We start from the raw sequence: 24140 nt of genomic DNA on the forward strand, positions 1-24140 counted from the left end.
GCTCGGCTTCCGCAACCTCGCGAACTACACAGCCAGGAGCCTGCTCGAGGCCGGAGGTTTCAGACCCTCGCTACACCCTTGATTCCGAAGAGCCGAATAAGGCAGATCGAACGCTTCGGCACCTCAGTCCGCGGGAAGCATCGAAATAACGATCTCAATCCAACTCCTTCAAGACGACAAAGGCTGGGACTTGCCGCTGAAGCCGCGCTTCGGGATCAGCCATGCATCAGTGAGCACGAATTTCGACAACGGTAAGTGAAAAAGATAACGATGCCCACAGAAGCTTCTTAAATTCCCTCTGCACCATAGCAAGCGACACTAGGTTGCAGCAGAGCAAAGTCACACTTTAGCCACTATAAGCGGGATTAAAAATATCTAAAGCAACAGAAACAGGGGTATCCAACGCATCAATGGGACCACGGCAATTTGGTGGCGCTGTACAGCAAGGTCATCTGACCTCGCTAACTATGCTAGCAGCGACATATCGTGATTACGGCCGCAGTGTCGTCCCGTATCGACGGCAGGCCCAACGCCCGAGGTTCCGGACTGATACCGTAAAGCAACTGCCCTAAAGCCCAATCCTTCTGAGCATAACGGTTTGCCACTTTCCTCCACCAACAGCATTTATATATGCCACAAGGCGCGGGTCCTTAGGAAGCGTATGCAATTGCTGCTCTATCAAGGTGGCAAGATTCGGGTCCACCGACTTGACATAAGCGATCATCCCCAAGATCCTCGGCAGCGGCCACGCACCAGGGCGAGAGAAGTGAGCCATACCAAATTTATTCAAGTAGTAAACTTGCTTGCGGAGTTCTTTCTTGATTCCCCGCGGAACATGAGGGCGTTGCAGACTTGGAGCCACGTTGAGCCCAAGAACGACGCGCCTCGTAGACATGAATCTTGTTTTCTTCTCATTGGGCGCCCAACCTTGTGAGCCCAATATCAACAGCAATTCATCCAAAAAAACGTCATCTACAGATGCACCAGAAAACACTAGGTCGTCAGCCCAACGCGTATACTTTATGGAACGAGCCGCGCACAGTTTTTCAATTTCGAGATCTGTTCTCAAAAAGACTATGTTGGAGATAACTGGGCTCGTGCGGAACCCGAGAGGCAGAGCACCCGATCGTAAGCAGCACCCAACGAAAACATCGACCGCTTTTGCGTCAAGCACGCACTGTAATGCATTTCTGACACGTTGTTCCTTGACTTGTCCAAAAAAATCCTTTAGGTCAACGACCAGCGCGGACGGGGCACCCACATGAACCTGAGCGGCAGTAAAAGTCGAGCGGTGTGGAACGAAACCATAGACGCAATCGGGCGCCTCGTAAACATCCTGAAGGGCGGCGGCCATGCGTTTCAGGAGAGAGTCTAAAGGTCCGACGGAGCGCCATCCGTCACGCCCACGAAAGCGCACCGGGCGCGCCAACGCCTGCGCCCAGGTCCTCCACTCTGAGGTCGCGGTGGTCGTTGGCAGGAGGCTGTTGGTACGCGTAGCAACCTGCAGCTGCCACTTCAAGCGGTCCCATTCAAGAGGTTCCTGGTTCAATGTTGCGCCAATCCAAGCGGGGATTCAAAGCGACCCCCCGGCCGTAGCGACTACACAAAAAAGTGAACACTGTGCCGAATCGGCAACTTATCTACGATCGCGAGGGGCCGCGATCTCCATAGTAACCGAACGACGAGCGGAACGTATCCAGACGATCAGGACAGTACACCCGTGTGCAACCTAACTCTGCTTATAGAAGAGATGCTTGCTCGAATGTATTCGAAGTTGCGAAATTCAGAGCTTTTGGAGATAACGTGGCCCAGAACCGGTCCAGCAGAGTTAAACAATGTCCCTCGGCATTGGCCGCTGCAGTCAAAAACCGCGCCACAAGCAATTTCGTTCTGGCCTATAAGTCGCGAAATTCCCAAAATCATATAGTCTGCTATCGACGATAGATCTGACTGACCTTTTTTCACAACATTCACTGTGGGTGCTTGTATATCCCAGCCGTCACTCTGATCCACGCAGAATTGAATTAGACGCTCAAAGGGTGAATTGAGATCGGTATACTCTTCAAAGTTGAACTCAACTACGTAATCTTCTGCATAGCGCCGTACTAGATCCTTTGCCAAGGCTGCATGCAAAACGGCATAAACGCGACTAAGCTTGGGCCCATCAACCTTTTCAAGCGTCTCAACGTAGCGGTAGTGGTACTTGATACCTACGGACTGGCCCATAAACCGCCAAAGAGGAAAAGCAGTCGAAAGTTGGTCTTCAGTTAGATGCCATCCCGACTCTTCAAGTCTAAATCGCTCCTCATGGTTCGTAATGGAACGATCGTTAACGACTTCTTCTCGTAACTCCTTCAGTTTCGCATCCAAATCGGCGAGAGAATCCTCACCCTCAACCACCACCGCGCCAACTGCATAGACATAACTAATTCGCCGCGCTTCCTCCTTTTTCCACGGAATTTTGTACTCTGACTCATCTGCGTAGACAAAAACTTGCGGCAGATGCTGTGACATTTCCACAACAGGTCCCTTCTTCCCCGACCGTTTTCATGCCAATGGCTTTGTTCAAAGACCAACGAAGCATCACCTAAACCTATACTGGGCATCCAAGTCGGGGGTAGCTCCTAAGGTGCTGCACCTGGTGACAGCGGCAGTCACACCAAGGGCAGGGCGTACTTGTAATCCGGCTCTAGGGCCTCGTCACGGATTGGGTCCGGTTCTGCCCACCCCGCGCTTCCGCCGCGATAACCCACAGCTGCAGCCACCACAGCCAGCCCACGGTGGCCCCGGCCACTCCGCCGAGGGCCCAATCACCAAGATGACGAGGGTGCCGGCCACGAGGCAGGCGATCAGCACGGCCGGGCCGGCGTCCTGGGTACCGTCTCCGAAGCCCATGAAGAGGCCCCCGCCGATCGCGCTTCCGAGGCCCATCATCTCGGACTGGGGGTGAGGGCCGCGCCGAGGGTGCGGGCGGACATCGTTGCCTGCTGTTCCAGGTGGAGTCTTTGGTCTACGGCGCCATCATCGCTTTGAACCCATCAGGTCGAGAGCGTCACTATGCCCCGAACCATATTCAGTGCTGACACGGGCGGACCTTGCGGGGTGCATGTATAAACCCTGCCTAGACTGGTCAATTGCGCCAGCATTAAGACTGGCACTAAAACTACTAAGGGAGATTCACGGTGAGCGGTCATAAAGTGCCGAAAGTGAAAGTGGACGAGCGCACGCTCATTTGGGACGCGGCAGAGCATACGCAAGTGATGTGGCTTGAGGGTTTCATCAATCTGCCTGTTGGCTCAGTGATCCAGTTGCAGAGCAGTACTGCGCCTACATCTGGGGAGGCGACCGTAACGGGCGCTACGCTTTTGGCCGGTGATGAGAATCGCCCCCTCACGCTCCGCCTGGACTGCGAAGTTTCCGAGGGCTGGAACGTGCATTACGAAGCTGAGGACGTGTAGCTGCTATCCGAATGGCAAGGAAGGTCCCGGACTGTCATGCGTGACTAGCTTGGGTCCTTTCTTGGTTGCTTGACAAACGACAATATTCGCTGATTTATGCCGTCTCGTATTCCTTCGTTCAATCACCAGGCGTTGAACTGTTACCTTGCGCACTCTTCCTAATTCTGCCACAGTTTCCTTCTCTTCTTGGCTCCAATGCGGGTTCTGCAGTGAGGGGGGAAGAGAGCACTCAACTGCCTGTAACTTCGATAAGACCTGAGCGGACGCCGGGGCTGCAATGACGTCCATTTTGTTACAAGGTTGCGATCGGACCACGCATAAGGGCTTCTTTCCTGTCCCGTCCATCTGTTTGCAAGACCTCTCCCACCTCAGGACGGCCCGGGGCGGGTGGGGTCGTTGGTGGTGTTCAACAAATTTAGGGTGCCGGCCGTACAAACGCCGGTAATGGTGGCAGCCTGCTATGGGCGGCATCCCTGCCCTCGCCGTTAGTTTCTAGGGACGGGCACGCATGGACTGGCCAAACCAAAATCGATAGCTCGAGTTAGCACACGTCTCGGGCAAGGTCCTTGAGCCCCCTGAATTGATCTCGCCCCTACAACCGCCGCTGCCGGAACATCGGGAACCACTCCCGCACCCGGTCTACCGTCTCCATCGAAACCTCCAGCACGCGAACTCCAGCGGCCAGCCCAAGGTCCATTTCAACAACCCGCATCGGATCCACCAGCACGCTCCCGCCCAGCGACACCGGTGGCGCCTGGCACACACCCGCCACGTACACGCTGTTCTCAATCGCCCGCGCCGCGTTCAGCGCCAGCCACTGCTCGGTCTTGTGCTCGCCCGGCACCCACGACGAGCACGCCCAGCACCAGCCAAGACACCCCAAGCGTAATGGCGTTGCTGTCCAGCTGGGAGAGCAGGTAGGCGCAGATGATGGCGCCGATCACCGGGACCACCATGTAGGACACCGGGTTCAGCTGCTGCCCGGCCAGGCGCTGCCGCACGTAATGGAACACCACCGAGACGTTCACCAGCGTGAAGGCGGTGAAGGCACCAAAGTTGATGAACGACGTCAACGTGGCCACGTCCAGGAACAGCGCGATCAGGCCCACGATGCCGGTGATCACCAGATTCGCCACCGGGGTATGGTACTTCGCACTGAGCCTGCCGAAAACCGCCTTGGGCAGGACCGAGTCCCGGCCCATCGCGTACAGCAGGCGGGAGGCGCTGGCCTCCGCGGCCAGGCCGGAAGCGAACTGCGCCACCACCAGGCCGGCCAGGAACACCGCACCGAACAGCTCCCCGCCGATCTGCAAAGCGATGGAGCTGGCCGCGGAGGCAGAGTCCTCGAACACGCCGCCCGGGTGCACCAGCTGGGTCACGTACGAGACGGCAACGAAGATACCGCCGCCCATCAGGGCCACGAGCATGATGGCGCGCGGCACGGTCCGGCGCGGGTTGACGGTTTCCTCGGTGAGGGTGGTGACGGCGTCGAACCCCAGGAACGAGTACGCGGCGATCGCGGCGCCGGCGGAGATCGTGGCGAAGCTGGCGGTGTCGCTGTCCGCTGACCAGTCCCCCGGCACCGCTTGGACCGCACGTTGCCTGTGGCCAGCGCCACGAAGAACACGAGGACCAACAGCTGGAACGCCATCAGCACGTAGTTGGCCTTGTCCGCCATCTTGACGCCCAGGATGTTCAGCAGCGTGGTGATGACGGATGAGGCCCACCACCCGGACGCCGGTGGGAATACAGGGCACTGCACGGTCAGGTACGAGCTGCCCATGAGCCAGATGACCATGGGCAGGAAGAGGTAGTCCAGCAGCACGGCCCATCCCACCAGGAAGCCCACGCGGGGATCGATGGAGCGGCGGACGTAGGTGTAGGTAGGATTTCCGGCATGAGCCGGCTTATCGATCACGTACCTAATTCGTTGCTTGATGACTTGAGTCAGGGCCGGTGGCTCCCCCTGATTGGCGCTGGATTTTCAAGGAACGCCGTCGTCCAAGATGGGCGCCTCCCCGTAACGTGGGCTGAACTAGGCCGGGAATTGGCTGGCGAGGTCATAGGTGCAGACCCCAACACCAGTCCACTGGAAATCCTGTCTGCTTACGAGCACACGTTTGGCAGACTGAACCTCATTGACAGAACGTCCAAGCTGATTCGCGCTCATGACGCAGCGCCCGGGCCAGCTCATGTGGCCTTTGCTCACATTGGCTTTGCAAACGTCATAACGACTAACTTTGATTTTCTCCTTGAAAAGGCCTACGACAGAGTCGGTAAAGGCTGTCTTCCGATCGTTGACGAGGCCCAACTATCCACACGCAACCTTTACTCAGGTCCGCGTGTGATAAAGCTTCACAGCGACGTGAATCACCCGACTCGCATGGTCATCACTGAGGATGATTACGATCAGTTCCTTCTCGCTTATCCATTGCTAGCCACGAGTGTCACTGCGATGCTAATTGATCACACGGCAGTGTTGGTGGGTTACAGCCTGGACGATCCCGATACTCGACAGTTGCTCGCGCTGATCAAACGGCGGTTGGGTCGGATGACTCGCCCTCTCTGGACGATTCAAGTCGATGCGCCCTCCCACATTGTGAACCGCTATGAACGACGTGGAGTGAATGTCATCAACCTTCCGGCACGGCGGGGAAGAACCGTGGGCGAGCAACTGGAGACCCTGTTTACCGAACTAGGAGAATTCTGGCGTGAAAACTTGCCCCGAACCCTAGTGAGCACGGACGACCGCGTAACTGCTGACCTGAGGGTACCTGATGAGCCCAGTCGTATGTGCTACTTTGCTGTTCCACCAAATCTGTTGGGTTGGTACCGGGATGTGGTTTTCCCGGTTGTCGAACACCACGGTCTTATCCCCGTGGCTGCAGCGGATGTTGTCACACCGCAAGAAACGATAGCGACCAAAGTGGACGCGCTAATTGAACGGGCCGCGGTTGTCGTAATTGAACGAGGAAGTTCGGGGAGCGATTACGAAGCGAAGTTGGTGTTTGCCCGGAAGGAACCACACCAGATATTAGTCATCGCAGAGCAAGGAACACCTCCCACTTTTGACGTCAAAAACGCTCATTTTATGGTACGACCTAAAAAGTTGGAGGCCGACCCCGTCGCCTTTATCCATGGCTTAAGTGGTTGGCTCGAAAAGGTAGATGGGTCTGAACGACTGCACCGCCGAGAACCCGAGAGATTGCTAGCACAGAGAGAGTACGGCGCTTCCCTGATCTCCGCCGTGTCAATGCTCGAGAGGAAGTTAGCGGCGTTCCTCGCGCAGGACCTCGAGCGTAAGCCAGGACGGCAGGCCTCGGTGCGATTGTTGTTGCTGGAGGCCAGGAACCACGGTCTTTTCGATCTTCCCGGCGAATTCGAGGTCATAGAAGAAGCCATTTCCGCCCGTAATGAAGTTCTGCATCGCGCTCGTGTCATCTCGGCCCCGGAAGCCAACCGTTTTGTTTCTGCAATTCGACGTTTCGTTGACAAACTTTAACGCCAACGCCTTTCTCTTCTCCTAATAGACTGTCGCGGTGCTAAAAGTTTTCGGCCTAGCAGGCCTTGTCTTAGAATGAGTCCGATCTCAGATGCCTAATGAACTGGTTCCTTACCTCCGGCTATGCCCTTCGGGCCACCATCCGTTCAGACGGGACTTACAATCCTGAGGCGCTCTGGTACCTTCGCTCGAACCCGCCTCCGGCTGGCTTATTTTTTTGGCCGCCCGGGGGTCAAGAAAGAGCTGCGTTAACCTCGCCCTGCGCCTAAGCCGCGGCATTAAGATAGGGACTGCCCCGGCTTTTGTTGACTCGGGGTCTTAGGCCGCTGTGAGCGCGGTCCGGTTGATTGTTTCATATTCGATAGGCGTGAGTTTTCCCAGCCGTCTTGCCGTCGCCGGCGCTGGTAGGTCCGCTCGATCCAGGTCGTGATGGCCAGGCGCAGTTCCTGCCTGGTGAGCCACCGCTGACGGTCCAGGACGTTCTTTTGCAGCAGCGAGAAGGACGATTCCATCGCGGCGTTGTCCGCGCACGCACCGACCCTGCCCATCGATCCTGTCAGCCCGTGGTGCCGGAGCGATTCGACGAAGCGGCGAGACCGGAACTGGGACCCGCGATCCGGGTGGACCACGGTCGCTGCCGGGCGGCGTGCCCGCACCGCGCTCTCCAATGCAGCGACCGCCAGCGAGGACTTCATCCGGACGTCCATCGAGTACCCGACGATCCTTCCGGAATACACATCCTTCACCGCGCAGAGGTAGAGCTTCCCCTCGGCAGTCGGGTGTTCGGTGATGTCCGTCAGCCACAGCTCATTCGCCGCGGCGGCGGTGAAGTCCCGCTCCACCAGGTCATCGTGAACCGGTGGCCCGGATTTGCGGTTCAGGCCCCGCTTCTTCGAGAACACCGACCAGATGCCGAGGTCCCCTGCACAGGCGTTGGACCCTGTTCTCACCCGCCACGATGCCCATCTCCGGGAGCTCGTCGACGATGAACCGGTACCCGAAGGCCGGGTCGTCGGCGTGGATGTCCCGGGCGGCGTTGACCAGGTGCGCATCGATCCAGTCGCGTTCCGTCACCGGACTGGCTCGCCATCGATAATAGCCTTGCTTGCTGAATCCCAACACCCTGCAGGTCACCGCCACGGAAACACCGTCGGCGGCAAGATCCGTGACCAGCGGGTAGATCATTTTGGGTTGATGTCTCTGGCCAGATAGGCAGCCGCCCGGCGCAGAATCTCGTTCTCCTGCTCCAACGGGCGGTTGCGCTTCTTCAGCTCCCGCATCTCGGCCGACTCCGTCGCCGCCGGGCCGGCCCCGGATTCTTTACGTTCGGCGATCGCGAGCCAGCGCTTGAGCGTTGTGACCGAAAGCCCGAAGTCCTTCGCAATCTGTGCCAGCGGCGCCTCGCCCTTGCGGGCCACATCTATAACATCCTGGCGGAACTCCGCCCCATAAGCCGTTGGCATAGTCAACATCCTTCCACGAGCACAAGCTCGCTAGGTGAAGGAGTCAACAAAGCCGGGGGCAGTCCCCTACTTTCATTTTCGGCCTCGTCACCTGCGACCGGATGGGCCGCAGAAAGGCCTCCACGCGGTGCGTTGACATTCCTAGGAATGTTGCTATTTCAAGTAAGGCACCGCGCGTCTGAAGGGCAGCCAGCTGTTCGCGTCCCGGCGGCCCACAGCCACGGCAGAAGGCGGCGGGGCGATGTCCGTATCCAGGTTCCCCATCCGCAGGACATCGGAGTCAAGGCCGGCAGCGGCTGCCGCCTTCTCGTTGCCGAAAGGTTGGATGTTCAGAAAACGTGCTGTTCTCCCGCAGGACACGAGTTGAACGTCCCACCGGCCTTTGGGGCTGTTAACGGAGCGATAGCTGGGCGCTGCCCCACCGACGCTGGCGGGCGGAGGAACCAGAAAACCCAAGGCCTCTGGCAGGTTCCGCCGGGTTAATGGGGAAAGCAGAGGCGACGCCCCCGCAAAAGCCGGGGCGCCGCCGTCGTGCATTTCATTCGGCCTGATTCAGTCGATCAGCACCGACTGCTTGCCACGGTCCGAAACTTCAACAGCCGGCGGAACCCTCCTGGACCGCTGATTAACCCAGCACCCAACCGCAAGAACCGCCACGAGTCCGAAAGTGCTCAGGAGTTGGGGGCGCGAATCCTGGCCGATGAAGCCCACTGTGAAGATCGCCGCGAGGATGAGCAGGCCAAGGCCCGTGAGCCACGGGAAGCCGGGCATCCGCAGGGAAAGCTCCGTTCCCTCGCGGTCGGCGCGGAGGCGCAGCGCGAGCTGGGCCAGGAGCGCGGACGTCCACACCAGCAGGCAGGTCGAGCCTACGATGTTGAGCAGGACGCCGAGCACCATCTCGGGGAAGGCCATCTCCAGCACCACTGTGACAACACCGAAGGCGACGCTGGCCAGGACCGCGACCACCGGAACGCGGGCCTTGGACACGGATGCAAGCACACGCGGCGCCTCACCGCGCTCCGCCAGGGAGTACGCCATGCGGGAGGCACCGTAGAGGTTGGCGTTGAGCGCTGAAAGCAGTGCCGCCACGGCGACCAGGGTGATGGCAGTGCCGGCGCCGGGCATGCCGGCAGCTTCAAGCACTGCGGCGAACGGGCTCTTCAGCCCCTCCGAACCCACGGGGACCACTGCGGCGATCACAAAGATGGCTCCGATGTAGAACACCAGGATGCGCCACAGCACCGTCCGGACTGCCTTCTTCACGCTGCGGGCCGGCTCAGCGGTCTCGGCTGCCGCCACGGACACGATCTCCGTGCCGCCGAATGCAAACGCCACGACGAACAGCGCCGTCGCAATCCCGCTGAACCCGTTGACCGCGAACCCCTCCCCCATGAAGTTGGCCAGGCCCGGCGACTCCACGCCCGGCACCAAGCCGAACAGCAGCGCGAAGCCCACCAGCAGGAACCCGACGATCGCCGCCACCTTGAGCAGGGCGAACCAGAACTCGAACTCGCCAAAGTTCTTCACGCTGGTCAGGTTCACGGCAGTGAGCACCACGATGAATACGAAGGCCATCAGCCACACCGGCAGGGCCGGGAAGATGGTGGCCAGCAGCCCCGCCGCACCCAGCGCCTCTGCGGCAATCACGACGACGAGCTGCAGCCACCACAGCCAGCCCACCGTGGCGCCGGCCACCGGCCCGTAGGCCTTGGCGGTGTAAACGGAGAACGCGCCGCTGTCCGGGTTGGCGGCGGCCATCTCGCCGAGCGCCCACATCACCAGGATGATAAGGGTGCCGGCCACGAGGTAGGAGATCAGCACCGCCGGGCCGGCGGCCTGGATGCCGGCGCCGGAGCCGATGAACAGGCCGGCGCCGATGGCGCTTCCCAGGCCCATCATGGTGAGCTGGCGGGGTTTAAGGGCGGCGCCGAGGGCGGGGGCAGACGACTTTGTCTGTTGTTCCATGGGGATTCCTCTTAGGTGTAGGTGGAACGGGGTTGGGTTGGGGTCAGTTCGGTTGTCAGGCCGCGTGGGCTGCGAGGAGCCGGAGCACGCGGTCATTGGAGGCGGGGTCGACAACGGTGATCCGCACGCCGTCGCCCTGGTATGCCCGGACCAGGATGCCGGCGCCGTCAAACGCGTCCACGAGCCTCGCTTGGAGGTGCTCGTCGGCGCGGATCCACAGGAAGTTGCCCTGGCTCGGCTGCATTTTCCAGCCCTGGGCTTCCAGCTCCGCGGCCATCCGGGCGCGCTCCTGCCGCACCAAGGAAATGCGCGCTTCCATCTCCTCCCCCGCATCCAGCGAGGCAATGGCTGCCTTCTGGGCCAGCGCGCTCACGGCGAAGGGAAGGGCGGTGCGGCGCAGTCCCTCGGCGATAGCGGGCGCCGCCACGGCGTAGCCCACGCGGAGGCCAGCCAGTCCGTAGGCCTTCGAGAAGGTGCGCAGGATGCAGACGTTCGGGAACCGGCGATAGAGGGCAAGGGAATCGGGGCCGCTGCCGGCGTCGGCGTATTCCACGTAGGCCTCATCGATGACCACCAGGACGCTGGAGGGCACAGTCTCCAGGAAGGCCTCGACGCGCTCGTGGCTGATCGGCACGCCGGTGGGGTTGTTGGGGGTGCAGAGCAGGATCACCTTGGTGCGGTCGGTGACGGCGGCGGCCATGGCATCGAGGTCGTGGCCCTCAGCCTCGTCCAGCGGGATGCGGACCGGCCGGGCGCCTGCCAGCTCCACCAGGATGGGATAGGCCTCGAAGGAGCGCCACGCGAAGACCACCTCGTCCCCGGCGTCGCACAGTCCGGTGATGATCTGCTGGAGGACGCCCACGCTGCCGGGCCCCACCGCGATCTCCCCCGCGGTGACACCCACGTGCCGGGCGAGCCGTTCGCGGAGTTCGACGGCGGCGCTGTCCGGGTAGCGGTTCATGGTGCCTGCCGCTTCGACCACCGCGGCGGTGGCGGCGGGCAGGGGCTCGTAGTGGCTTTCGTTGCTGGCGAGGGCCGCGATGTCCGCGCCGGCACTGCGCCGGCCGGGGACGTAGGCCGGCAGTCCGGCCACCGCCGCGCGGAGGGTGGGCAACGCGGGTGGCGCTAAGAGTTGTTCGGGGGTCATGAGGACCGATCATGGTTGTGACGCCGCGCACAATGCAAGATACCCTCAACCCATTGGGACTTCTGCTCAACTTCTAATACTTCTGGTGAAAATATGACCATCGCATCCTCCCGCACCCTCGACTCGCTCGACGGACGGATCATCCTGGCCCTCGACAAGGACCCCGAAGCCAGCGCCCTGGCACTCTCTCGGACCCTCGGCGTCGCCCGCAACACCGTCCACGCCCGGCTGGCGCGGCTGGAACGCAGCGGCGCGCTTTGCACCTTCAGCCGCAGACTGGACCCCGCCGCGCTGGGCTACGAACTCACGGCCTTCCTCTCCCTGCACATCAGCCAGACCCGCGCCGGGTCGGTGGAAGACGGCCTGGCCGCAATCCCGGAGGTCATCGAGGTGCACGCCACGGCCGGCGATGCGGATCTCATCGCCAAGGTGGTGGCCCGCGGCACCAGCGACCTCTACCGCATCACCAACCAGATCCTAGAAATCGACGGCATCCAGCGGACCAGCACCGCCATCTCCGTCCTGGAACTGATGCCGCCGCGCTTCGACGGCCTCCTGGCCCGGCTGTCAGAGCAGGAATCCCGGCCCGCCGACTAAACCGGGGTGATCCGCGCCACAACTGCGCACATTCTCAGTTTCTCCTTTCTCTCCTGCCAAAATGCCCAGCCATGGGGAGGTGTGTTGCCGATTCTCATATCCGGGCGCACGATTCCTGCATGACTTCACTTACCGTCTCCGGCCGCGTGGCACAGGTTCTCAGCAGCTACGTCAGCGACGTCTTCGGCGTCATGGGCAACGGAAACGTCTACTTCCTGGACGCCGCGGAGCAGCAGGGCCTGCGCTTCACCGCCGTCCGGCACGAGGGCGCCGCCATCGCCGCGGCCGACGCCTACTTCCGGGCCTCCGGACGGCTCGCCGCGGGCACCACCACCTACGGCCCCGGCTACACCAACGCGCTCACCGCCCTGGCCGAGGCCGTCCAGGCGCAGATCCCCGTCGTGCTGGTCACCGGCGACGCCCCCACCAGCGGCGCCCGGCCGCAGGACGTGGACCAGGCCGCCATCGCCGCCGGCCTCGGCGCGGCCACCTTCACCGTCACCCGCCATGCCACGGGCACCATCACCCGTCAGGCGGTGGAATACGCACTCACCCGCCGCACCGCCGTCGTGCTTGCCATCCCCTACGACCTCGCCGCGGTTGAGGCCGCTGACGAGGACCTTCCGGAGCCATCCGTTGTGGAGGTGACGGACGACGGCGGCGCGGACCTTGGACAGGTGGCCCGCCTGCTCGGCGGGGCACAGCGGCCGCTGATCCTGGCCGGCCGGGGCGCGCACCTCGCCGGCGCCGGCCCGGAACTGCGCGAACTCGCCGACCGAATCGGCGCACTGACCGCCGGAACCGCCCTCGCGCTCAACCTCCTCAATGGCGAGGGGTATCTGGGCGTCGCAGGCGGTTTCGGCACCGACACCGCGGCCGGGCTCATGGGCGAGGCAGACGTGGTCCTGGTGGCCGGGGCGAGCCTGAGCCCGTTCACCATGCGGTTCGGGCACCTGCTGGGTCCGGACAGCACGGTCATCCAGATCGACACCGCGATGCAGCCGACCCATGACCGCGTGGATGTGTTTGTTCAGGCGGATGCGAAGGCCGCTGCGTCACGGCTGCTTTCACTGCTCGACGGCGAGGCCGCCCGGGCGGGCTGGCGCGCCGAAGCGTCCAGGCGCCTGGCCACCGGACCGGGGCACCACCCCGGCTCCGAGTTGGCTGAGGACGGCCGACTGGATCCGCGCGCCCTGGCCGCCGCGCTGGATGCCGTGCTTCCGGAGCGCCGCACGGTGGTCCAGGACGGCGGGCACTTCATCGGGTGGGCCCCCATGTACTGGAACATTCCGCGGCCGCAGGACCTGGTGATGGTGGGGACCGCGTTCCAGTCGATCGGGCTGGGGCTGGCGAGCGCCGTCGGAGCAGCGCGTGCGGTGGAGGACGGCCGCACCCTGGTGCTGGTCTCGGGCGACGGCGGCTTCCTGATGGGCCTGTCCGACCTCTCGTCGCTGATCGGTGCGGCCCGCAGCGCGGTCGTGGTGATCTACAACGACGCCGCCTACGGGGCCGAGATCCACCAGTACGGCTCCCAGGGCCTGACCGAGAAGCCCATGTTGATTCCCGAGGTTGACTTCAGTGGCGTTGCGCGGGCACTGGGTGCGGAGTCCGCCGTCGTCCGCTCGCTTGATGACCTGTCTGCGCTGCAGGACTGGATCGACGCCGGCGCCCACGGGACGTTCGTCGCCGACTGCCGCATCACGTCCACCGTCCGCGCGCCGTGGCTGACCGAGTGGATGAACGCCTCCCGCGCGGCGAAGGCTACTGTGGCCGGATAACGCCATTGCGAATGCATCGGCGCTTTGTCGCAGGCCCCACATAGGATCTCCTACATGAGGATTGCCGTTGCAGGGGGAACCGGGACAGTGGGCCGCCACGTTGTGGCCATCGCCAGGGAGCGCGGGCACCACGTGGTCAGCCTCAGCCGCACCGACGGGGTCGATCTGGTCACCGGAGGCGGCCTCGAGCAGGCACTCCAGGACGTCGAAACCGTTATCGACGTCACCGGCATCCAGGTCCTGTCCACCAAGAAAGCCGTGGATTTCTTTACCAGCGCCACCCGGAACCTGCTGGGGGCCGGGAAAAGGGCCGGCGTGACGCACCATGTGGTGCTGTCGATTGTGGGCATCGATGAGGCCAATTCAGGACTGTATGCCGGGAAGCTGGTTCAGGAGGGCGAGGTCAAGAACGGCGGTATTCCCTGGACCCTCCTCCGGTCCACCCAGTTTCACGAGTTCGTGCCGATGACCATCAACGCCGCCTCAGTGGGTCCGCTGGTCTTCGTGCCCACGATGTTCACCCGGCCGGTGGCGGCAAACGAGGTCGCATCGGCCCTGGTGGACGCGGCCGAGGCCGGGCCGAAAGGGCGCGTCCCGGACCTCGGCGGCCCGCGGACCGAACAACTGAAAGACCTGGTCGGGGCCTACCTGGCCAAGACGCAGCAGAAAAAACGGATCGTTCCGCTGCACCTTCCCGGTCCCATGGGCAAGGCCATGCGCGGCGGCGGCCTGGTCCCGGCGCCGGGTTCCGCCGTCGGACGCCAGACGTTCGTGGAATGGCTCGAAGCCTTGGACGCTGAATAGAAGCCGCTGTGGAATGGGCCGGCTGCCCCCATTCCGCAGCTGTGGCAGACAGCTTCCGCAGGCCGTGCGATGCGCCACTTCCTGCGACGCCATGGAATAGCAACACGCCCCCGCGCGGTTGTGGCAGGCATGAAGGCAATCACTTACAGCGAATACGGAAACCCTGACGTCCTCGAGTTCGGCGACCAGCCGATGCCAAAAGTCGGGCCAGGAATGGTCCTGGTCAAGGTGAAGACAGCAGCAGTGAACCCGGTGGACTGGAAGATCATGGCGGGCTACCTGGATGCGGCCATGGACCTGCAGTTCCCCGCAATCCCCGGCTGGGACGTGGCAGGGGTGGTGGAGTCGGTAGGAATCGATGCCCGGCAATTCCAGCCCGGCGACGAGGTCATTGCCTATGGCCGCAAGGACTACGTTCACGGCGGAAGCTTCGCCGAATACATCGCACTGCCGGAACGGCTCCTGGCACGGAAGCCTGATTCGCTCGGGTGGAACGAATCGGCAGGGCTGCCGCTGGCCGGCCTAACCGCCTACCAGGTTCTCAACCGGCTGGAGCTGAAGGCGGGCGAGACTCTGCTGATCCACGGTGGCGCCGGAGGCGTGGGCTCCCTGGGCATCCAGATCGCGGTGGCCAAGGGCGCCAGCGTCATCGCCACCGCCTCGGACAAGAACCACGAATTCCTCCGCTCCCTGGGAGCCGAGCCGGTTGCGTACGGGGACGGGCTCGCTGACCGCGTGCGCGCACTGCGCCCGGGCGGCGTCGACGTCGTCGCAGATTTCGTGGGCGGAAACCTGGGCGCGACCCTGGCAGTACTTGCTGAGGGCGGCAGGCATGCCTCGATTGCAGACAGTGAAGTGGAGGAACATGGCGGCACCTGGATGTGGGTCAGCCCCGTGGCTGCCGACCTGCAGGCGCTCGCCGACCTGGTGGACAGCCGCAAAATCCAGGTGGAAGTGGCCGAGGTCTTCCCGCTGGAAAAGGCCGCCGATGCCTTCCGCTCCAACATGAAGGGGCATACCCGCGGCAAGATTGTGGTTTCCGTGGAATCCTGATCCGGCAACATGCCTGACCGGGGCGCATTCCAGGACGGAACGACAGCCGGTCCCCGGACGTTGATGTTGTATGAGGCGGCGTGTAGTCATCCTTGCCGCGGTTCTCGCGGCTGTCATCGCGGTTGCTGCGGGGCTGTATCTGTTCCAGCCCTGGCGCATTTTCACCAGTTCAACGGTGGTGGAGGATGTTCCGGCCGTTGCCACGCCTGCGGCTAAATCAGCGGCGCCCTCGGCGCCCATTGCCACCCCCGCCGTTCCGCGGGAACTGGCAACCGGCCGGCTCATCAGCCACGAACACGCCAGCTCGGGGACTGTGAAGGTCCTTCAGCTACCTGACGGCAGCCGCATTCTCCGGCTTGAGGGCCTTGACACTTCCGACGGGCCTGACCTCCGCGTCTGGCTCAGCGACGCCCCGGTGGTAGAGGGGGTCGCCGGCTGGTACGTCTTCGATGACGGCGCGTACCTGGACCTGGGCGCGCTCAAAGCCAACAAGGGAAATCAGAACTACCCGATCCCTGCTGGCGCTGTGCTGGACGACTACAGCTCGGTCAGCATTTGGTGCGCCCGGTTCGCCGTATCATTCGCCGCAGCCGAATTGAAGACCTAGAACCGTTCAGGCGGAACTGGCAATCGCTTTTCGCCCGGACGGTGGATGGCGGGCAAGGGCAGGATGGGCAATGATCGGAGCATGCGCCGCTCCGGAATGCCCCAAGCCTGGTGGGTACCGCCGTCGCTCCGCGGCTACAGGATGGAGTGGCTGCGCCACGACCTGGTGGCCGGTGCCGCGCTCTTCGCAGTGCTGGTCCCCGCGGGGATGGCCTACGCCCAGGCCGCCGGCCTTCCGCCGGTAACCGGCCTCTACGCAACTGTCGTGCCTCTGATTGCCTACGCGGCCGTGGGTCCGTCGCGTGTGCTGGTGCTGGGCCCGGATTCGGCTCTCGCCCCCATGATCGTGGCCGCGCTGCTCCCGCTGGCCGCCGCCAATGAACAGCGATCAGTGGCACTGGCCGGCCTGCTGGCAATCCTGATCGGCGCCATCATGCTGGCCGGTTCGGCCCTCCGCCTCGGCATCGTCACGGGCCTGCTGTCCAAACCCATCCGGTTGGGCTATCTCAACGGCATCGCCCTGCTGGTGGTGGCCTCCCAGGTTCCCACGCTCCTGGGGATCTCCGTGGACGGCGAGACGCCCTGGGACAAGCTCTTCGCTGCTGTGCCGAAGGTGCTCGCCGGTGAGACCAACATGGCGGCGCTGCTGCTGGGGCTCGCCTCGCTGGTGCTCATCCTGGGGCCGCGGTGGCTGAAGTGGAAGGTGCCGGGCGTGCTGATCGCCGTCGTCGTGTCCTGCCTCGCCGTCGCCCTGCTGGGACTCCGCGACGACGTCAAAGTCACCGGCGCCCTCCCGCAGGGGCTCCCCGCGCCGGCCCTCGGCGGGATCGGCTGGGCCGACGTCGTTGCCCTGCTGCCTGCCGCCGCGGGTATTGCCCTGATTGTCTTCGTCGACACCGGAACGCTGTCCCAGTCGCTGGCCGCGGCCCGGAACGACAGGGTCTCCGGCAACCATGAGATGGCGGCCCTGGGCGCAGCGAATGCGGCCAGTGGCCTGCTGGGCGGCTTCCCGGTTTCGGCCAGCACTTCCCGCACGCCGGTGGCGGTGGAGTCCGGGTCGAAATCCCAGCTCACGGGAGTGGTGGGCGCGGTCCTGGTCCTCGGTTTCATGCTCGCGGCGCCCGGGGTCACCGAGTATCTGCCGTCCACCACCCTGGCCGCAATCGTCATCGCCGCGGCCGCCGGGATAGCCGACCCCGCCGGCGTGCGACGGCTCATCGGCATGAGCCGCAGCGAGTCACTGGTGATGCTCGCGGCCTTCCTCGGCGTTGCCGTCCTAGGCGTCCTCCCGGGCATTGTGGTCGCCGTCGGCCTGGCGATCCTGGACTTCCTGCGCCGGGCCTGGGACCCGTACCGCGCCGAACTGGTGGACCTTCCCGGCGTCCCCGGCTACCACGACGTGAGCCGGCATCCGGAAGGTGAACGCGTCCCGGGCCTGCTGATCCTGCGCTTCGACGCGCCGCTGTTCTTTGGCAACGGGGCCCTGCTGGGTTCCTTCGTCCGGGACGAGCTGGACGGGGCCCCGCCCGGCACCGAACGCGTGGTGCTGGCCGCCGAGCCCGTGACGGGAATCGATACCACTGCCCTGGACGAGCTCGTCCAGCTGGATGAATGGCTGGAACGGCACGGCGTGGACCTGGTGTTCGCGGAGATGAAGGGGCCGGTCAAGGACAGGCTGCTGCGGTACGGCATGGGGTCCCGCTTCTCCCCCGAACACTTCTACCCGACCGTGAGCGAGGCGGTGCGCGCATTCCAGCGGGAGGGCGGGTCCTTTCCTGGCTTATCGAAAGGGACCGATTGACACGATATTGCGAATCAGGTCAGTTACCGCGGCGTCACTGGGCATCGTTAGGAAAGAGTGCCCAGCAGGCGCATAGTGGGGAGATGACAGGTCCTTACACCCGGGGCGACTCCAGCAGCAGCGAGGCTTCCCGGAAACACATCGGGCAGGCGCTGGCGAACTATGGCGCAACGGACGTTGTGTTTACGCAACGGGGGAAACTGAGTGCCGTCGCCTTCAGGGCTGACGCCCGGCAATTCCGGATCCTTATGCCCATATTGCAGTCTGAGGGCGCCCTGGCGATTCGGGGGGACATCGCGGACAGCCGGCTCCGCGAAGCGAACGCGAAAATCCTGGAACGCGCCAACCGCAAATCCTGGCATGCCCTGGCCCTGGCCATAGAAGCCAAGCTCGGTGCGGTGGCGGCGGGCGTTGCTACCCTTGAATCGGAATTCCTGGCCCACGTGGTCCTCCCCGGAAACCATACGGTTTTTGAGGAACTCGAAGCCGTCATCGACTTTGCCTACCGGTCCGGCCGGCGTCCGTCATTCGGCGGCCCCGCTCCTTCTGCGCCCCATGCAGAACCGCAGGCCCCGGCGGATTACCCGCAACTGCGGGCCGTCCCGGCCCCCGCTGCCCACCGCACGAACTAACCGCACCGGCTCCAAAAGCCGCCGGTCCCCCGCACCCCCGGGCACCCGCCGTCGGCCGCTCCCCAGCGGTCCGCCAACAGGCGTAGACTCCAAGCATCCCGGGACACCGGGACTGACGCCCCGGTTTCCCTAAAACGAGCTCCACTCTTCTGCAGCCGACCTGGACCCGGGTCCCCTGCCCCTTCACAGCCCCAGCGGCCACGAAAGGCACACCATGACAGATCTGCGCATCCGCGACCAATGGAACCGGCTTCCCTCCCCAGTGACTGGGTGGCTGATGGAAAACCCGGGCTGCCTGGTCCTTCCGAGGACACTCTCCGCGGAAATCAGTGCGGCCCTGGGCCAGCCCGCCAACAGCGATCCCCACGGCGAGACCCCACTTTCCCAGGAGGACGTCGATTTCATCAGGATGAAGTCACGTGAGGCCGGGCCCGGCCAAGCACTCCTGTAACGAAAGGTCAGAGGGTGGCGAGGGCACCCCTGGCGCTCTCCACCAGGACGTGGGTTCCTGCCTGGATATGGACCACCTCGCCGTCAATCTGGCATGGAACAGCGTTCCGCGTGGAGAAGGCATAGCTTGCCACGCCCGGCTGATGCCCGAGTCCCAGGGTGACGGCGCGGAGCGTCATCAGTGACATCTTCATCAGCCCGGCATGGGGCAGCGTCACCACCTCGAACAATCCGTCGTCCGGGTAATGCGACTCGCTGACCTTTCCGTACTTCGCCATGCGCGAGATGTTGGCCAGGATCAGGCTGTCGAACTTCGCGGTGGCCCCATCGTCACGCACGAGCTCGAACGGCTTTAGGCGGCGGAGCGTGCGGGCAACGGAAACGAGTTCGAGCACTTTTCCCTTGCCGCCCTGCTCGATGCCGATGGCCATCAGGGGTGTGAGCCCGAAACCCACGTAGGAGTGGGCGTACTGGATCTGCTCCCGGTCTCCGGTACGGAACACCACCCGCAGCAGGTCGATGTGCCGAACCTTCTTGTCCCGCAGTGCCTCGCTGAGGGACCGGGCCGGCAGGCTCCGGAAGTGGTCGTTCGCGTTGCCTGCAGGAATTACGGTGCACACCGCTTGGCTGCTTGGCACTTCCATCACACCGTTGACCACCTCGTTGTACCCGCCGTCGCCGCCGACTGACAGAATCAGCGGCGCGCCCCGGCCTGCCTCCGCCCGTGCCAGTGCACGGGCATGCCCCGCATGGTCCGTAGGCAACAGGTCAACAGGCAGGCCCGCTGCGGCCAACTCCCGCTGCAGGGTCCCGATCCGTGCGCCCATCGCGGGCCGGCCCGGGTTGAAGATCACCACGGCGCGGTCAAAGGGGCCGCCGGGTGCTCCGCCGTCAGCCATGGCGCTCCCCTACCCGCCCATTCCAGGGTGCACGGGAACGAAGTCGAGTCTGTTCCCGGAGTTGGTCCGTCCCGCAGGGGTCCGGTTGTACCCCCGCGCATCCAGCCCGTTCCTGGCGCGGAATTCCGCGAGTGCTGCGTCGTAGGCGTTGTTGAGGGTCCGGCCCGAGAACTCTCCGGTGCTGCCGTCCGTGAAGGCGATCCGGATCCGGACGCTGGCCGGGTAGTGCCGGCCCATCCGGATGAAACCGTCGGCGTCCTGCTGGAGGGTGATCATGGAGGCTGCTTTCGTTCGGGGGTGCAGTCTCCAGTTTGACGCAATCCTTGACAGCCGGGGAACTGGCGGCGCGCCGCAGCCGCTGCCCCCGCTCAACCGCCAGGGCCTGCGTCCGGGTTGGCCACCAGTCAGGACGCGTTGAACTCTATCGTCAGCGGGATGGACCGGCTAAGGGAGTCGCCCACGGGAGAGGAGCGTTCGATCCGCTCGCGCAGCAGCCGGATCTGCTCCTCACTGGCATCCGGGGCGGTAAGCGTGACTTTGTAGGAGATCCCGGTGTAGCCGGAACCCGGTGCCTCAAGCCCAAGATACGCCTGGACGTTGAAGTGGCCCGTGGCCTCGACGCGCAGGTCTTTTACCTCAAGTCCGAGCAGGGCCGCGTGAAGGGCGATGAGGTCCACATCGCACGCAGCCAGCGCCGCAAGAAGGGTCTGCATGGCATTGAATTCCCCACGGCCGCCTATGTGCATGCTCTTGTCTTCAAATTCCACGCGCGACCGGGACCCGCCGAGCCAGTGCGCGGTGACGGACGGACGCCTGTCGGCCACGGAGGCGTCCTGCCGAACCTCATCGCGGAACGCTTCCCACCCCGCGACGCTGATTCCGTTAATTTGCGCTTCCGTCCTGTTTGCCATCTGGCTCAACGACCTTCTGCTGCTGTGCGGCGGGGCGCCGCCGTACGGGACGCCAAGCTATTCAATAGCTTTCTTGAATAAGACACCCCGGCCGGTCCATTGTCAAGAGAAAGCTTGAATACGGGCGCGGGTCATCCCATGCCGGGATGACCCGGTACGAAGTCAATGGTGTTGCCCCGAGTTTGTCCGGCCGGGGGTCCTTCTGGAATAGGCCGCGCGTCCAGGCCGTTTTTGGCGCGGAACCCTCCGAGCGCCTTGTCATAGGCGTTGTTGAGGGTGCGGCCGGAAAACTCACCGACACTGCCGTCGGCGAAGGTAATCCTGATGCTAACGCTCGCGGGGACTGGGCACCGGACCAGTCGGCAGCAATGCCTCCCGTTGTGAAGCCCAGGCTCAGCCGCTTGCCCCGGCTATCTAAGCCCGAAAGGCAAACGGCACCACTAAGGCGGCCCGCTGAACTGGGATCGCCACCGGCAAAGTTGATGGGTGACTTACTGCCGCCACCGCGAGCGAGAATCAGTAGCCGACGGCTTGCAAGTGTAGGCGGTGCCCTTGGCGCTCACCCCGGTCGCTCCGCTGGGGGAACAGAAGGCACCCGGCGTCACGACAGCTGCAGCGGGAGCCGGAGCAACGGCGGCCGGAGCCGGTGCCACGGGGACTGCCGGCGGTGCCGGGGGTGCAGCCTGTTCGGCGGCAAGGCGCGCTGCTTCCTCACGCGCAGCCTGGTCTGCGGCAGCTTTTTGAGCGGCAGCCTTTTCAGCGGCTGCCTTCGTCGCAGCAGCCTTCGCCGCGGCGGCCTTGTCTGCCGCAGCCTTTTCCGCAGCGGCTTTGGCCGCTGCGGCTTTCTCCGCGGCAGCCTTTTCCTCCGCAATCTTCTCGAGGGACTTAACCCCGAGCTTCACGGTCGACTCTTTCGTCAGCTGGGCGCCCTTGGCAGCGTCCTGTGACATCACCAGCCAGTTCTTCTTACTCCAAATGGACTTTCCATCGACGATGTCTTCATGCTCGACTTCGAGTCCAAGCTCCTTGAGCTGATCGGATGCCTTATCGAGGGTCAGGCCCACCACATTTGGTACGGTGACACCTTCCTCGACAACGGCAACGGCCGACGCTGACGAAACCGGTTCGGCCGCCTGAGGTCCGCCGCAGCCAGTGAGTACGAGGCCGCCCAGCAGCACCAGCATTATTGTCTTCTTCAAGATTCCCCCTTTTGATGATGTGAACAGTGGATTGAACGAAGCTTCTACTCGCAGGCGACGCCGTCGCGGTCGCGGTCCAGCCCTGCCCGGTAACCGGCCATCCCGGCATACAGCGGGGCGGCGCCGGCTGCACGGGCGGCCGAACAGTTCGGGTAGTACACGGCCACAGGAGCCGGCGCGGCGGGAGCGACGGGCGCGGGCGCCACGGGAGCGGGAGCAACCGGCGCCGGGGCCGGAGCGGCAGGCGGCGGCGCCACAGCGCCCGGCGACTTAGACTTCGCGGGCGCCGACTGCCCCGCGCAGCTGCCCAGGACCCGCGCCATCGCGTCATGCTCGGCCTGCGTGACCCACAGCGAGTAAGTGGCCTTCACGGAAATCTGGCGCGCAACGTACTGGCACCGGAACCCCTTGTTCGGGGGCAGCCAGGTGGCTGCGTCGCCGTCGCCCTTTTGCTGGTTGGTGCGCCCGTCCGTCGCTTGAAGGTTTAGCGGGTCGTTGGCGAACGCCGTGCGCTGCTGCAGGGTCAGCATTTGCGCGCCCTTCTGCCACGCATCGCTGAGCGCCACCACGTGGTCGATCTGCACCTTGCTGCTGGTGCCGGCGCCGCGGAGGAAGCTGATACTGGTCCCGGTGTACGGGTCGGCCAGCACGCCCGATTTCACCTTGCACGGCACACTGTTCGCGTACCGGATGGCGGTCAGGTCGCGCCTGAGCATGTCGTTGCGCGTATCGCAGCCATTCCGGTCCACATCCGCCCATGCTTGGCCAAACTGTGCCCGGTCATATCCAGTCTTCGGCGCGCGGCCCTTGACCGGCAGCGTCGCCAGGAGCCCCAGCGCCTTGGCGGCAAAGGCAGGCTGCGGCTTCGGGGCCCGTGCGCCCGCCACCGCGGCCGCCGTCGGAGGATCCAGCGGCGCGGCGGTTTCCTTCGGCGTCGGAACGGACGACGGCGCCACCACACCACCAGCGCTTTCCCTCGCCTCCGCAGTGGCGGCCGCAGCCGTGCTCCCAGCAGTAGGGCCGTCCAGCTTTTCAGTGACGGCCGGCGCCCCGCAGCCTGCAGCCAGCAAAGCCACCAAAAAAGCGGCAGCCAGCACGGAAAGGCCACGAAGGCCCCGGTAAGTCGACATTCATCCCCATAAACGGCACATCAAGTTGCCACGTCGTACTCGCGCAATCGCGATGCCGCTGAGCATATTCCGTCAGCAGGGGTTTGGAGCGGCCGGGGCGATAACCTTGCCTGAAATTGAGCCGTTCTTGATCCAACCTTGATGGGGGCGCGTCCGCCTTACAGGGACTTTAGGGTCGCAAGCGTCGAGGCCAGGGCGTCGGCCAGTTCACGCCCCTTGGTCACGAAGTGGTTGGAAAACTGCTTCCGGTGCTCTTCGTGCTCATGGAAATGGTGCGGCGTCAGGACACCCGAAAAGACGGGTACGTCCGTCTCCAGCTGCACATGCATCAGGGCCTCCACCACGGTCTGTGACACGAACTCATGGCGGTAAATGCCCCCATCAACCACCAAGGCAGACGTGGCAATGGCGTCGTAGTTGCCGGAAGCTGCCAGCCTTCGAACCATCAGGGGAATTTCGAAGGCACCGGGGACCTGGTAGGCGTCAACATCGGTTGTGCCCAGCTCGTTGAGCCGGTCACGGAAGCTTTCGACGGCGCGGTCGACGATATCTGCGTGCCACTGGGCGCTGACGATTGCTACCCGGGGAGAGGAGTTAGCCAAGGATGGGGCCTTTCTGCTTGAGGTTCTCAGGATAGTCGCGCCAAGGATTTTAGCGGGCCAGGAGGCTGGCGGCTTCCTGGCGGGTGGTGCCGGAGTCCTGGATGCCTTCGGCGATGTGGGCGAGGTGTTCGGGGATTTCGCGG

22 protein-coding genes and 3 pseudogenes are annotated in these 24140 nt (G+C 63.7%); 10 read left to right on the forward strand and 15 right to left on the reverse strand.

The features are described 5' to 3' along the window. Positions 1-568: 568 nt before the first annotated feature. The 3 genes and pseudogenes from ACIQCN_RS15110 to ACIQCN_RS15120 form a co-directional block, all read right to left on the reverse strand. On the reverse strand, positions 569-1417 hold the full coding sequence (locus ACIQCN_RS15110; RefSeq protein WP_400611736.1) for a reverse transcriptase family protein: 849 nt from the start codon (positions 1415-1417) through the stop codon (positions 569-571). 287 nt (positions 1418-1704) lie between these two features. Beyond that, positions 1705-2520: a hypothetical protein gene (locus ACIQCN_RS15115; RefSeq protein WP_400611696.1), complete on the reverse strand. Its 816-nt coding sequence runs from the start codon at positions 2518-2520 to the stop codon at positions 1705-1707. 205 nt (positions 2521-2725) lie between these two features. Further along, a pseudogene (locus ACIQCN_RS15120) lies at positions 2726-2996 on the reverse strand (amino acid transporter); the annotation flags it as partial. 210 nt (positions 2997-3206) lie between these two features. On the opposite strand from ACIQCN_RS15120, the gene ACIQCN_RS15125 reads away from it, so the two are divergent. Further along, positions 3207-3458, forward strand: coding sequence for a hypothetical protein (locus tag ACIQCN_RS15125; protein WP_400611698.1), 252 nt, complete (start codon positions 3207-3209; stop codon positions 3456-3458). Between the two features lie 592 nt (positions 3459-4050). Here ACIQCN_RS15125 and ACIQCN_RS15130 read toward each other — a convergent pair. The 3 genes and pseudogenes from ACIQCN_RS15130 to ACIQCN_RS15140 form a co-directional block, all read right to left on the reverse strand. Further along, positions 4051-4302, reverse strand: a complete 252-nt coding sequence (locus ACIQCN_RS15130; RefSeq protein WP_400611700.1) for a nitrilase-related carbon-nitrogen hydrolase — start codon at positions 4300-4302, stop codon at positions 4051-4053. Next, positions 4244-5041 (reverse strand): APC family permease, encoded by a 798-nt coding sequence (locus ACIQCN_RS15135; protein ID WP_400611702.1) that lies wholly within the window; start codon positions 5039-5041, stop codon positions 4244-4246. Before ACIQCN_RS15135 ends, ACIQCN_RS15130 begins: the two co-directional genes overlap by 59 nt. A 77-nt stretch (positions 5042-5118) precedes the next feature. Further along, a pseudogene (locus ACIQCN_RS15140) lies at positions 5119-5376 on the reverse strand (Putrescine importer PuuP); the annotation flags it as partial. Between ACIQCN_RS15140 and ACIQCN_RS15145 the strand changes: the two are divergent. Continuing rightward, positions 5356-6960, forward strand: a complete 1605-nt coding sequence (locus tag ACIQCN_RS15145) for an SIR2 family NAD-dependent protein deacylase (RefSeq protein WP_400611704.1) — start codon at positions 5356-5358, stop codon at positions 6958-6960. The pseudogene ACIQCN_RS15140 and the gene ACIQCN_RS15145 overlap by 21 nt on opposite strands. 318 nt (positions 6961-7278) lie before the next feature. On the opposite strand, the pseudogene ACIQCN_RS15150 reads toward ACIQCN_RS15145, so the two are convergent. The 3 genes and pseudogenes from ACIQCN_RS15150 to hisC form a co-directional block, all read right to left on the reverse strand. Beyond that, positions 7279-8423: pseudogene (locus ACIQCN_RS15150) on the reverse strand (IS3 family transposase). A 552-nt stretch (positions 8424-8975) separates the two neighbouring features. Next, positions 8976-10388, reverse strand: coding sequence for an amino acid permease (locus ACIQCN_RS15155; protein WP_400611706.1), 1413 nt, complete (start codon positions 10386-10388; stop codon positions 8976-8978). Positions 10389-10443: 55 nt separating this feature from the next. Beyond that, a complete protein-coding gene (gene hisC, locus ACIQCN_RS15160) occupies positions 10444-11535 on the reverse strand; it encodes a histidinol-phosphate transaminase (protein WP_400611708.1) in 1092 nt (363 codons plus the stop codon). A 93-nt stretch (positions 11536-11628) separates the two neighbouring features. On the opposite strand from hisC, the gene ACIQCN_RS15165 reads away from it, so the two are divergent. The 8 genes from ACIQCN_RS15165 to ACIQCN_RS15200 all read left to right on the forward strand — a co-directional run bounded on the left by ACIQCN_RS15165 (position 11629) and on the right by ACIQCN_RS15200 (position 19257). Continuing rightward, complete coding sequence (locus ACIQCN_RS15165) at positions 11629-12132, forward strand: Lrp/AsnC family transcriptional regulator (protein ID WP_400611710.1); 504 nt, start codon at positions 11629-11631, stop codon at positions 12130-12132. A 119-nt stretch (positions 12133-12251) separates the two neighbouring features. Next, positions 12252-13910 carry a thiamine pyrophosphate-binding protein gene (locus tag ACIQCN_RS15170; protein ID WP_400611712.1) on the forward strand — a complete coding sequence of 553 codons (1659 nt, stop codon included), beginning with the start codon at positions 12252-12254 and terminating at the stop codon, positions 13908-13910. A 54-nt stretch (positions 13911-13964) separates the two neighbouring features. After that, positions 13965-14714 (forward strand): SDR family oxidoreductase, encoded by a 750-nt coding sequence (locus ACIQCN_RS15175; protein WP_400611714.1) that lies wholly within the window; start codon positions 13965-13967, stop codon positions 14712-14714. A gap of 129 nt (positions 14715-14843) precedes the next feature. After that, on the forward strand, positions 14844-15767 hold the full coding sequence (locus tag ACIQCN_RS15180) for an NADP-dependent oxidoreductase (RefSeq protein WP_400605504.1): 924 nt from the start codon (positions 14844-14846) through the stop codon (positions 15765-15767). 70 nt (positions 15768-15837) lie between these two features. Next, positions 15838-16374: a DM13 domain-containing protein gene (locus tag ACIQCN_RS15185; protein WP_400611716.1), complete on the forward strand. Its 537-nt coding sequence runs from the start codon at positions 15838-15840 to the stop codon at positions 16372-16374. Between the two features lie 81 nt (positions 16375-16455). Then, positions 16456-18174, forward strand: coding sequence for a SulP family inorganic anion transporter (locus ACIQCN_RS15190; RefSeq protein WP_400611718.1), 1719 nt, complete (start codon positions 16456-16458; stop codon positions 18172-18174). 83 nt (positions 18175-18257) lie between these two features. Next, complete coding sequence (locus tag ACIQCN_RS15195) at positions 18258-18806, forward strand: hypothetical protein (RefSeq protein ID WP_400611720.1); 549 nt, start codon at positions 18258-18260, stop codon at positions 18804-18806. A gap of 214 nt (positions 18807-19020) precedes the next feature. After that, positions 19021-19257: a hypothetical protein gene (locus ACIQCN_RS15200; protein WP_400611722.1), complete on the forward strand. Its 237-nt coding sequence runs from the start codon at positions 19021-19023 to the stop codon at positions 19255-19257. Positions 19258-19264: 7 nt separating this feature from the next. On the opposite strand, the gene ACIQCN_RS15205 is transcribed toward ACIQCN_RS15200, so the two are convergent. From ACIQCN_RS15205 to ACIQCN_RS15230, 6 genes are all read right to left on the reverse strand, one after another. Further along, positions 19265-20155: a diacylglycerol/lipid kinase family protein gene (locus ACIQCN_RS15205; RefSeq protein WP_400611724.1), complete on the reverse strand. Its 891-nt coding sequence runs from the start codon at positions 20153-20155 to the stop codon at positions 19265-19267. Between the two features lie 9 nt (positions 20156-20164). Beyond that, a complete protein-coding gene (locus ACIQCN_RS15210; protein ID WP_400611726.1) occupies positions 20165-20431 on the reverse strand; it encodes a hypothetical protein in 267 nt (88 codons plus the stop codon). A gap of 128 nt (positions 20432-20559) precedes the next feature. Next, positions 20560-21066: an OsmC family protein gene (locus ACIQCN_RS15215; RefSeq protein WP_400611728.1), complete on the reverse strand. Its 507-nt coding sequence runs from the start codon at positions 21064-21066 to the stop codon at positions 20560-20562. A gap of 491 nt (positions 21067-21557) precedes the next feature. Next, positions 21558-22265, reverse strand: a complete 708-nt coding sequence (locus ACIQCN_RS15220) for a PASTA domain-containing protein (protein WP_400611730.1) — start codon at positions 22263-22265, stop codon at positions 21558-21560. A 44-nt stretch (positions 22266-22309) separates the two neighbouring features. Next, complete coding sequence (locus ACIQCN_RS15225) at positions 22310-23395, reverse strand: DUF1524 domain-containing protein (protein ID WP_400611732.1); 1086 nt, start codon at positions 23393-23395, stop codon at positions 22310-22312. Positions 23396-23553: 158 nt separating this feature from the next. Beyond that, the gene (locus ACIQCN_RS15230; RefSeq protein ID WP_400611734.1) at positions 23554-23997 is read right to left on the reverse strand and encodes a 6,7-dimethyl-8-ribityllumazine synthase; all 444 of its coding nucleotides are present in this window, start codon (positions 23995-23997) and stop codon (positions 23554-23556) included. Positions 23998-24140: the final 143 nt, after the last annotated feature.

The sequence above is a fragment of the Pseudarthrobacter sp. NPDC092424 genome (assembly GCF_044754925.1).
Classification (GTDB): domain Bacteria; phylum Actinomycetota; class Actinomycetes; order Actinomycetales; family Micrococcaceae; genus Arthrobacter.

Coding starts and splice junctions, on each gene's coding strand:
- ACIQCN_RS15145 (WP_400611704.1), top strand. CDS start 5,356: ATGAGCCGGCTTATCGATCACGTACCTAATTCGTTGCTTGATGACTTG.
- ACIQCN_RS15155 (WP_400611706.1), bottom strand. CDS start 10,388: ATGGAACAACAGACAAAGTCGTCTGCCCCCGCCCTCGGCGCCGCCCTT.
- hisC (WP_400611708.1), bottom strand. CDS start 11,535: ATGACCCCCGAACAACTCTTAGCGCCACCCGCGTTGCCCACCCTCCGC.
- ACIQCN_RS15165 (WP_400611710.1), top strand. CDS start 11,629: ATGACCATCGCATCCTCCCGCACCCTCGACTCGCTCGACGGACGGATC.
- ACIQCN_RS15170 (WP_400611712.1), top strand. CDS start 12,252: ATGACTTCACTTACCGTCTCCGGCCGCGTGGCACAGGTTCTCAGCAGC.
- ACIQCN_RS15175 (WP_400611714.1), top strand. CDS start 13,965: ATGAGGATTGCCGTTGCAGGGGGAACCGGGACAGTGGGCCGCCACGTT.
- ACIQCN_RS15180 (WP_400605504.1), top strand. CDS start 14,844: ATGAAGGCAATCACTTACAGCGAATACGGAAACCCTGACGTCCTCGAG.
- ACIQCN_RS15185 (WP_400611716.1), top strand. CDS start 15,838: ATGAGGCGGCGTGTAGTCATCCTTGCCGCGGTTCTCGCGGCTGTCATC.
- ACIQCN_RS15190 (WP_400611718.1), top strand. CDS start 16,456: ATGCGCCGCTCCGGAATGCCCCAAGCCTGGTGGGTACCGCCGTCGCTC.
- ACIQCN_RS15195 (WP_400611720.1), top strand. CDS start 18,258: ATGACAGGTCCTTACACCCGGGGCGACTCCAGCAGCAGCGAGGCTTCC.
- ACIQCN_RS15200 (WP_400611722.1), top strand. CDS start 19,021: ATGACAGATCTGCGCATCCGCGACCAATGGAACCGGCTTCCCTCCCCA.
- ACIQCN_RS15205 (WP_400611724.1), bottom strand. CDS start 20,155: ATGGCTGACGGCGGAGCACCCGGCGGCCCCTTTGACCGCGCCGTGGTG.
- ACIQCN_RS15210 (WP_400611726.1), bottom strand. CDS start 20,431: ATGATCACCCTCCAGCAGGACGCCGACGGTTTCATCCGGATGGGCCGG.
- ACIQCN_RS15215 (WP_400611728.1), bottom strand. CDS start 21,066: ATGGCAAACAGGACGGAAGCGCAAATTAACGGAATCAGCGTCGCGGGG.
- ACIQCN_RS15225 (WP_400611732.1), bottom strand. CDS start 23,395: ATGTCGACTTACCGGGGCCTTCGTGGCCTTTCCGTGCTGGCTGCCGCT.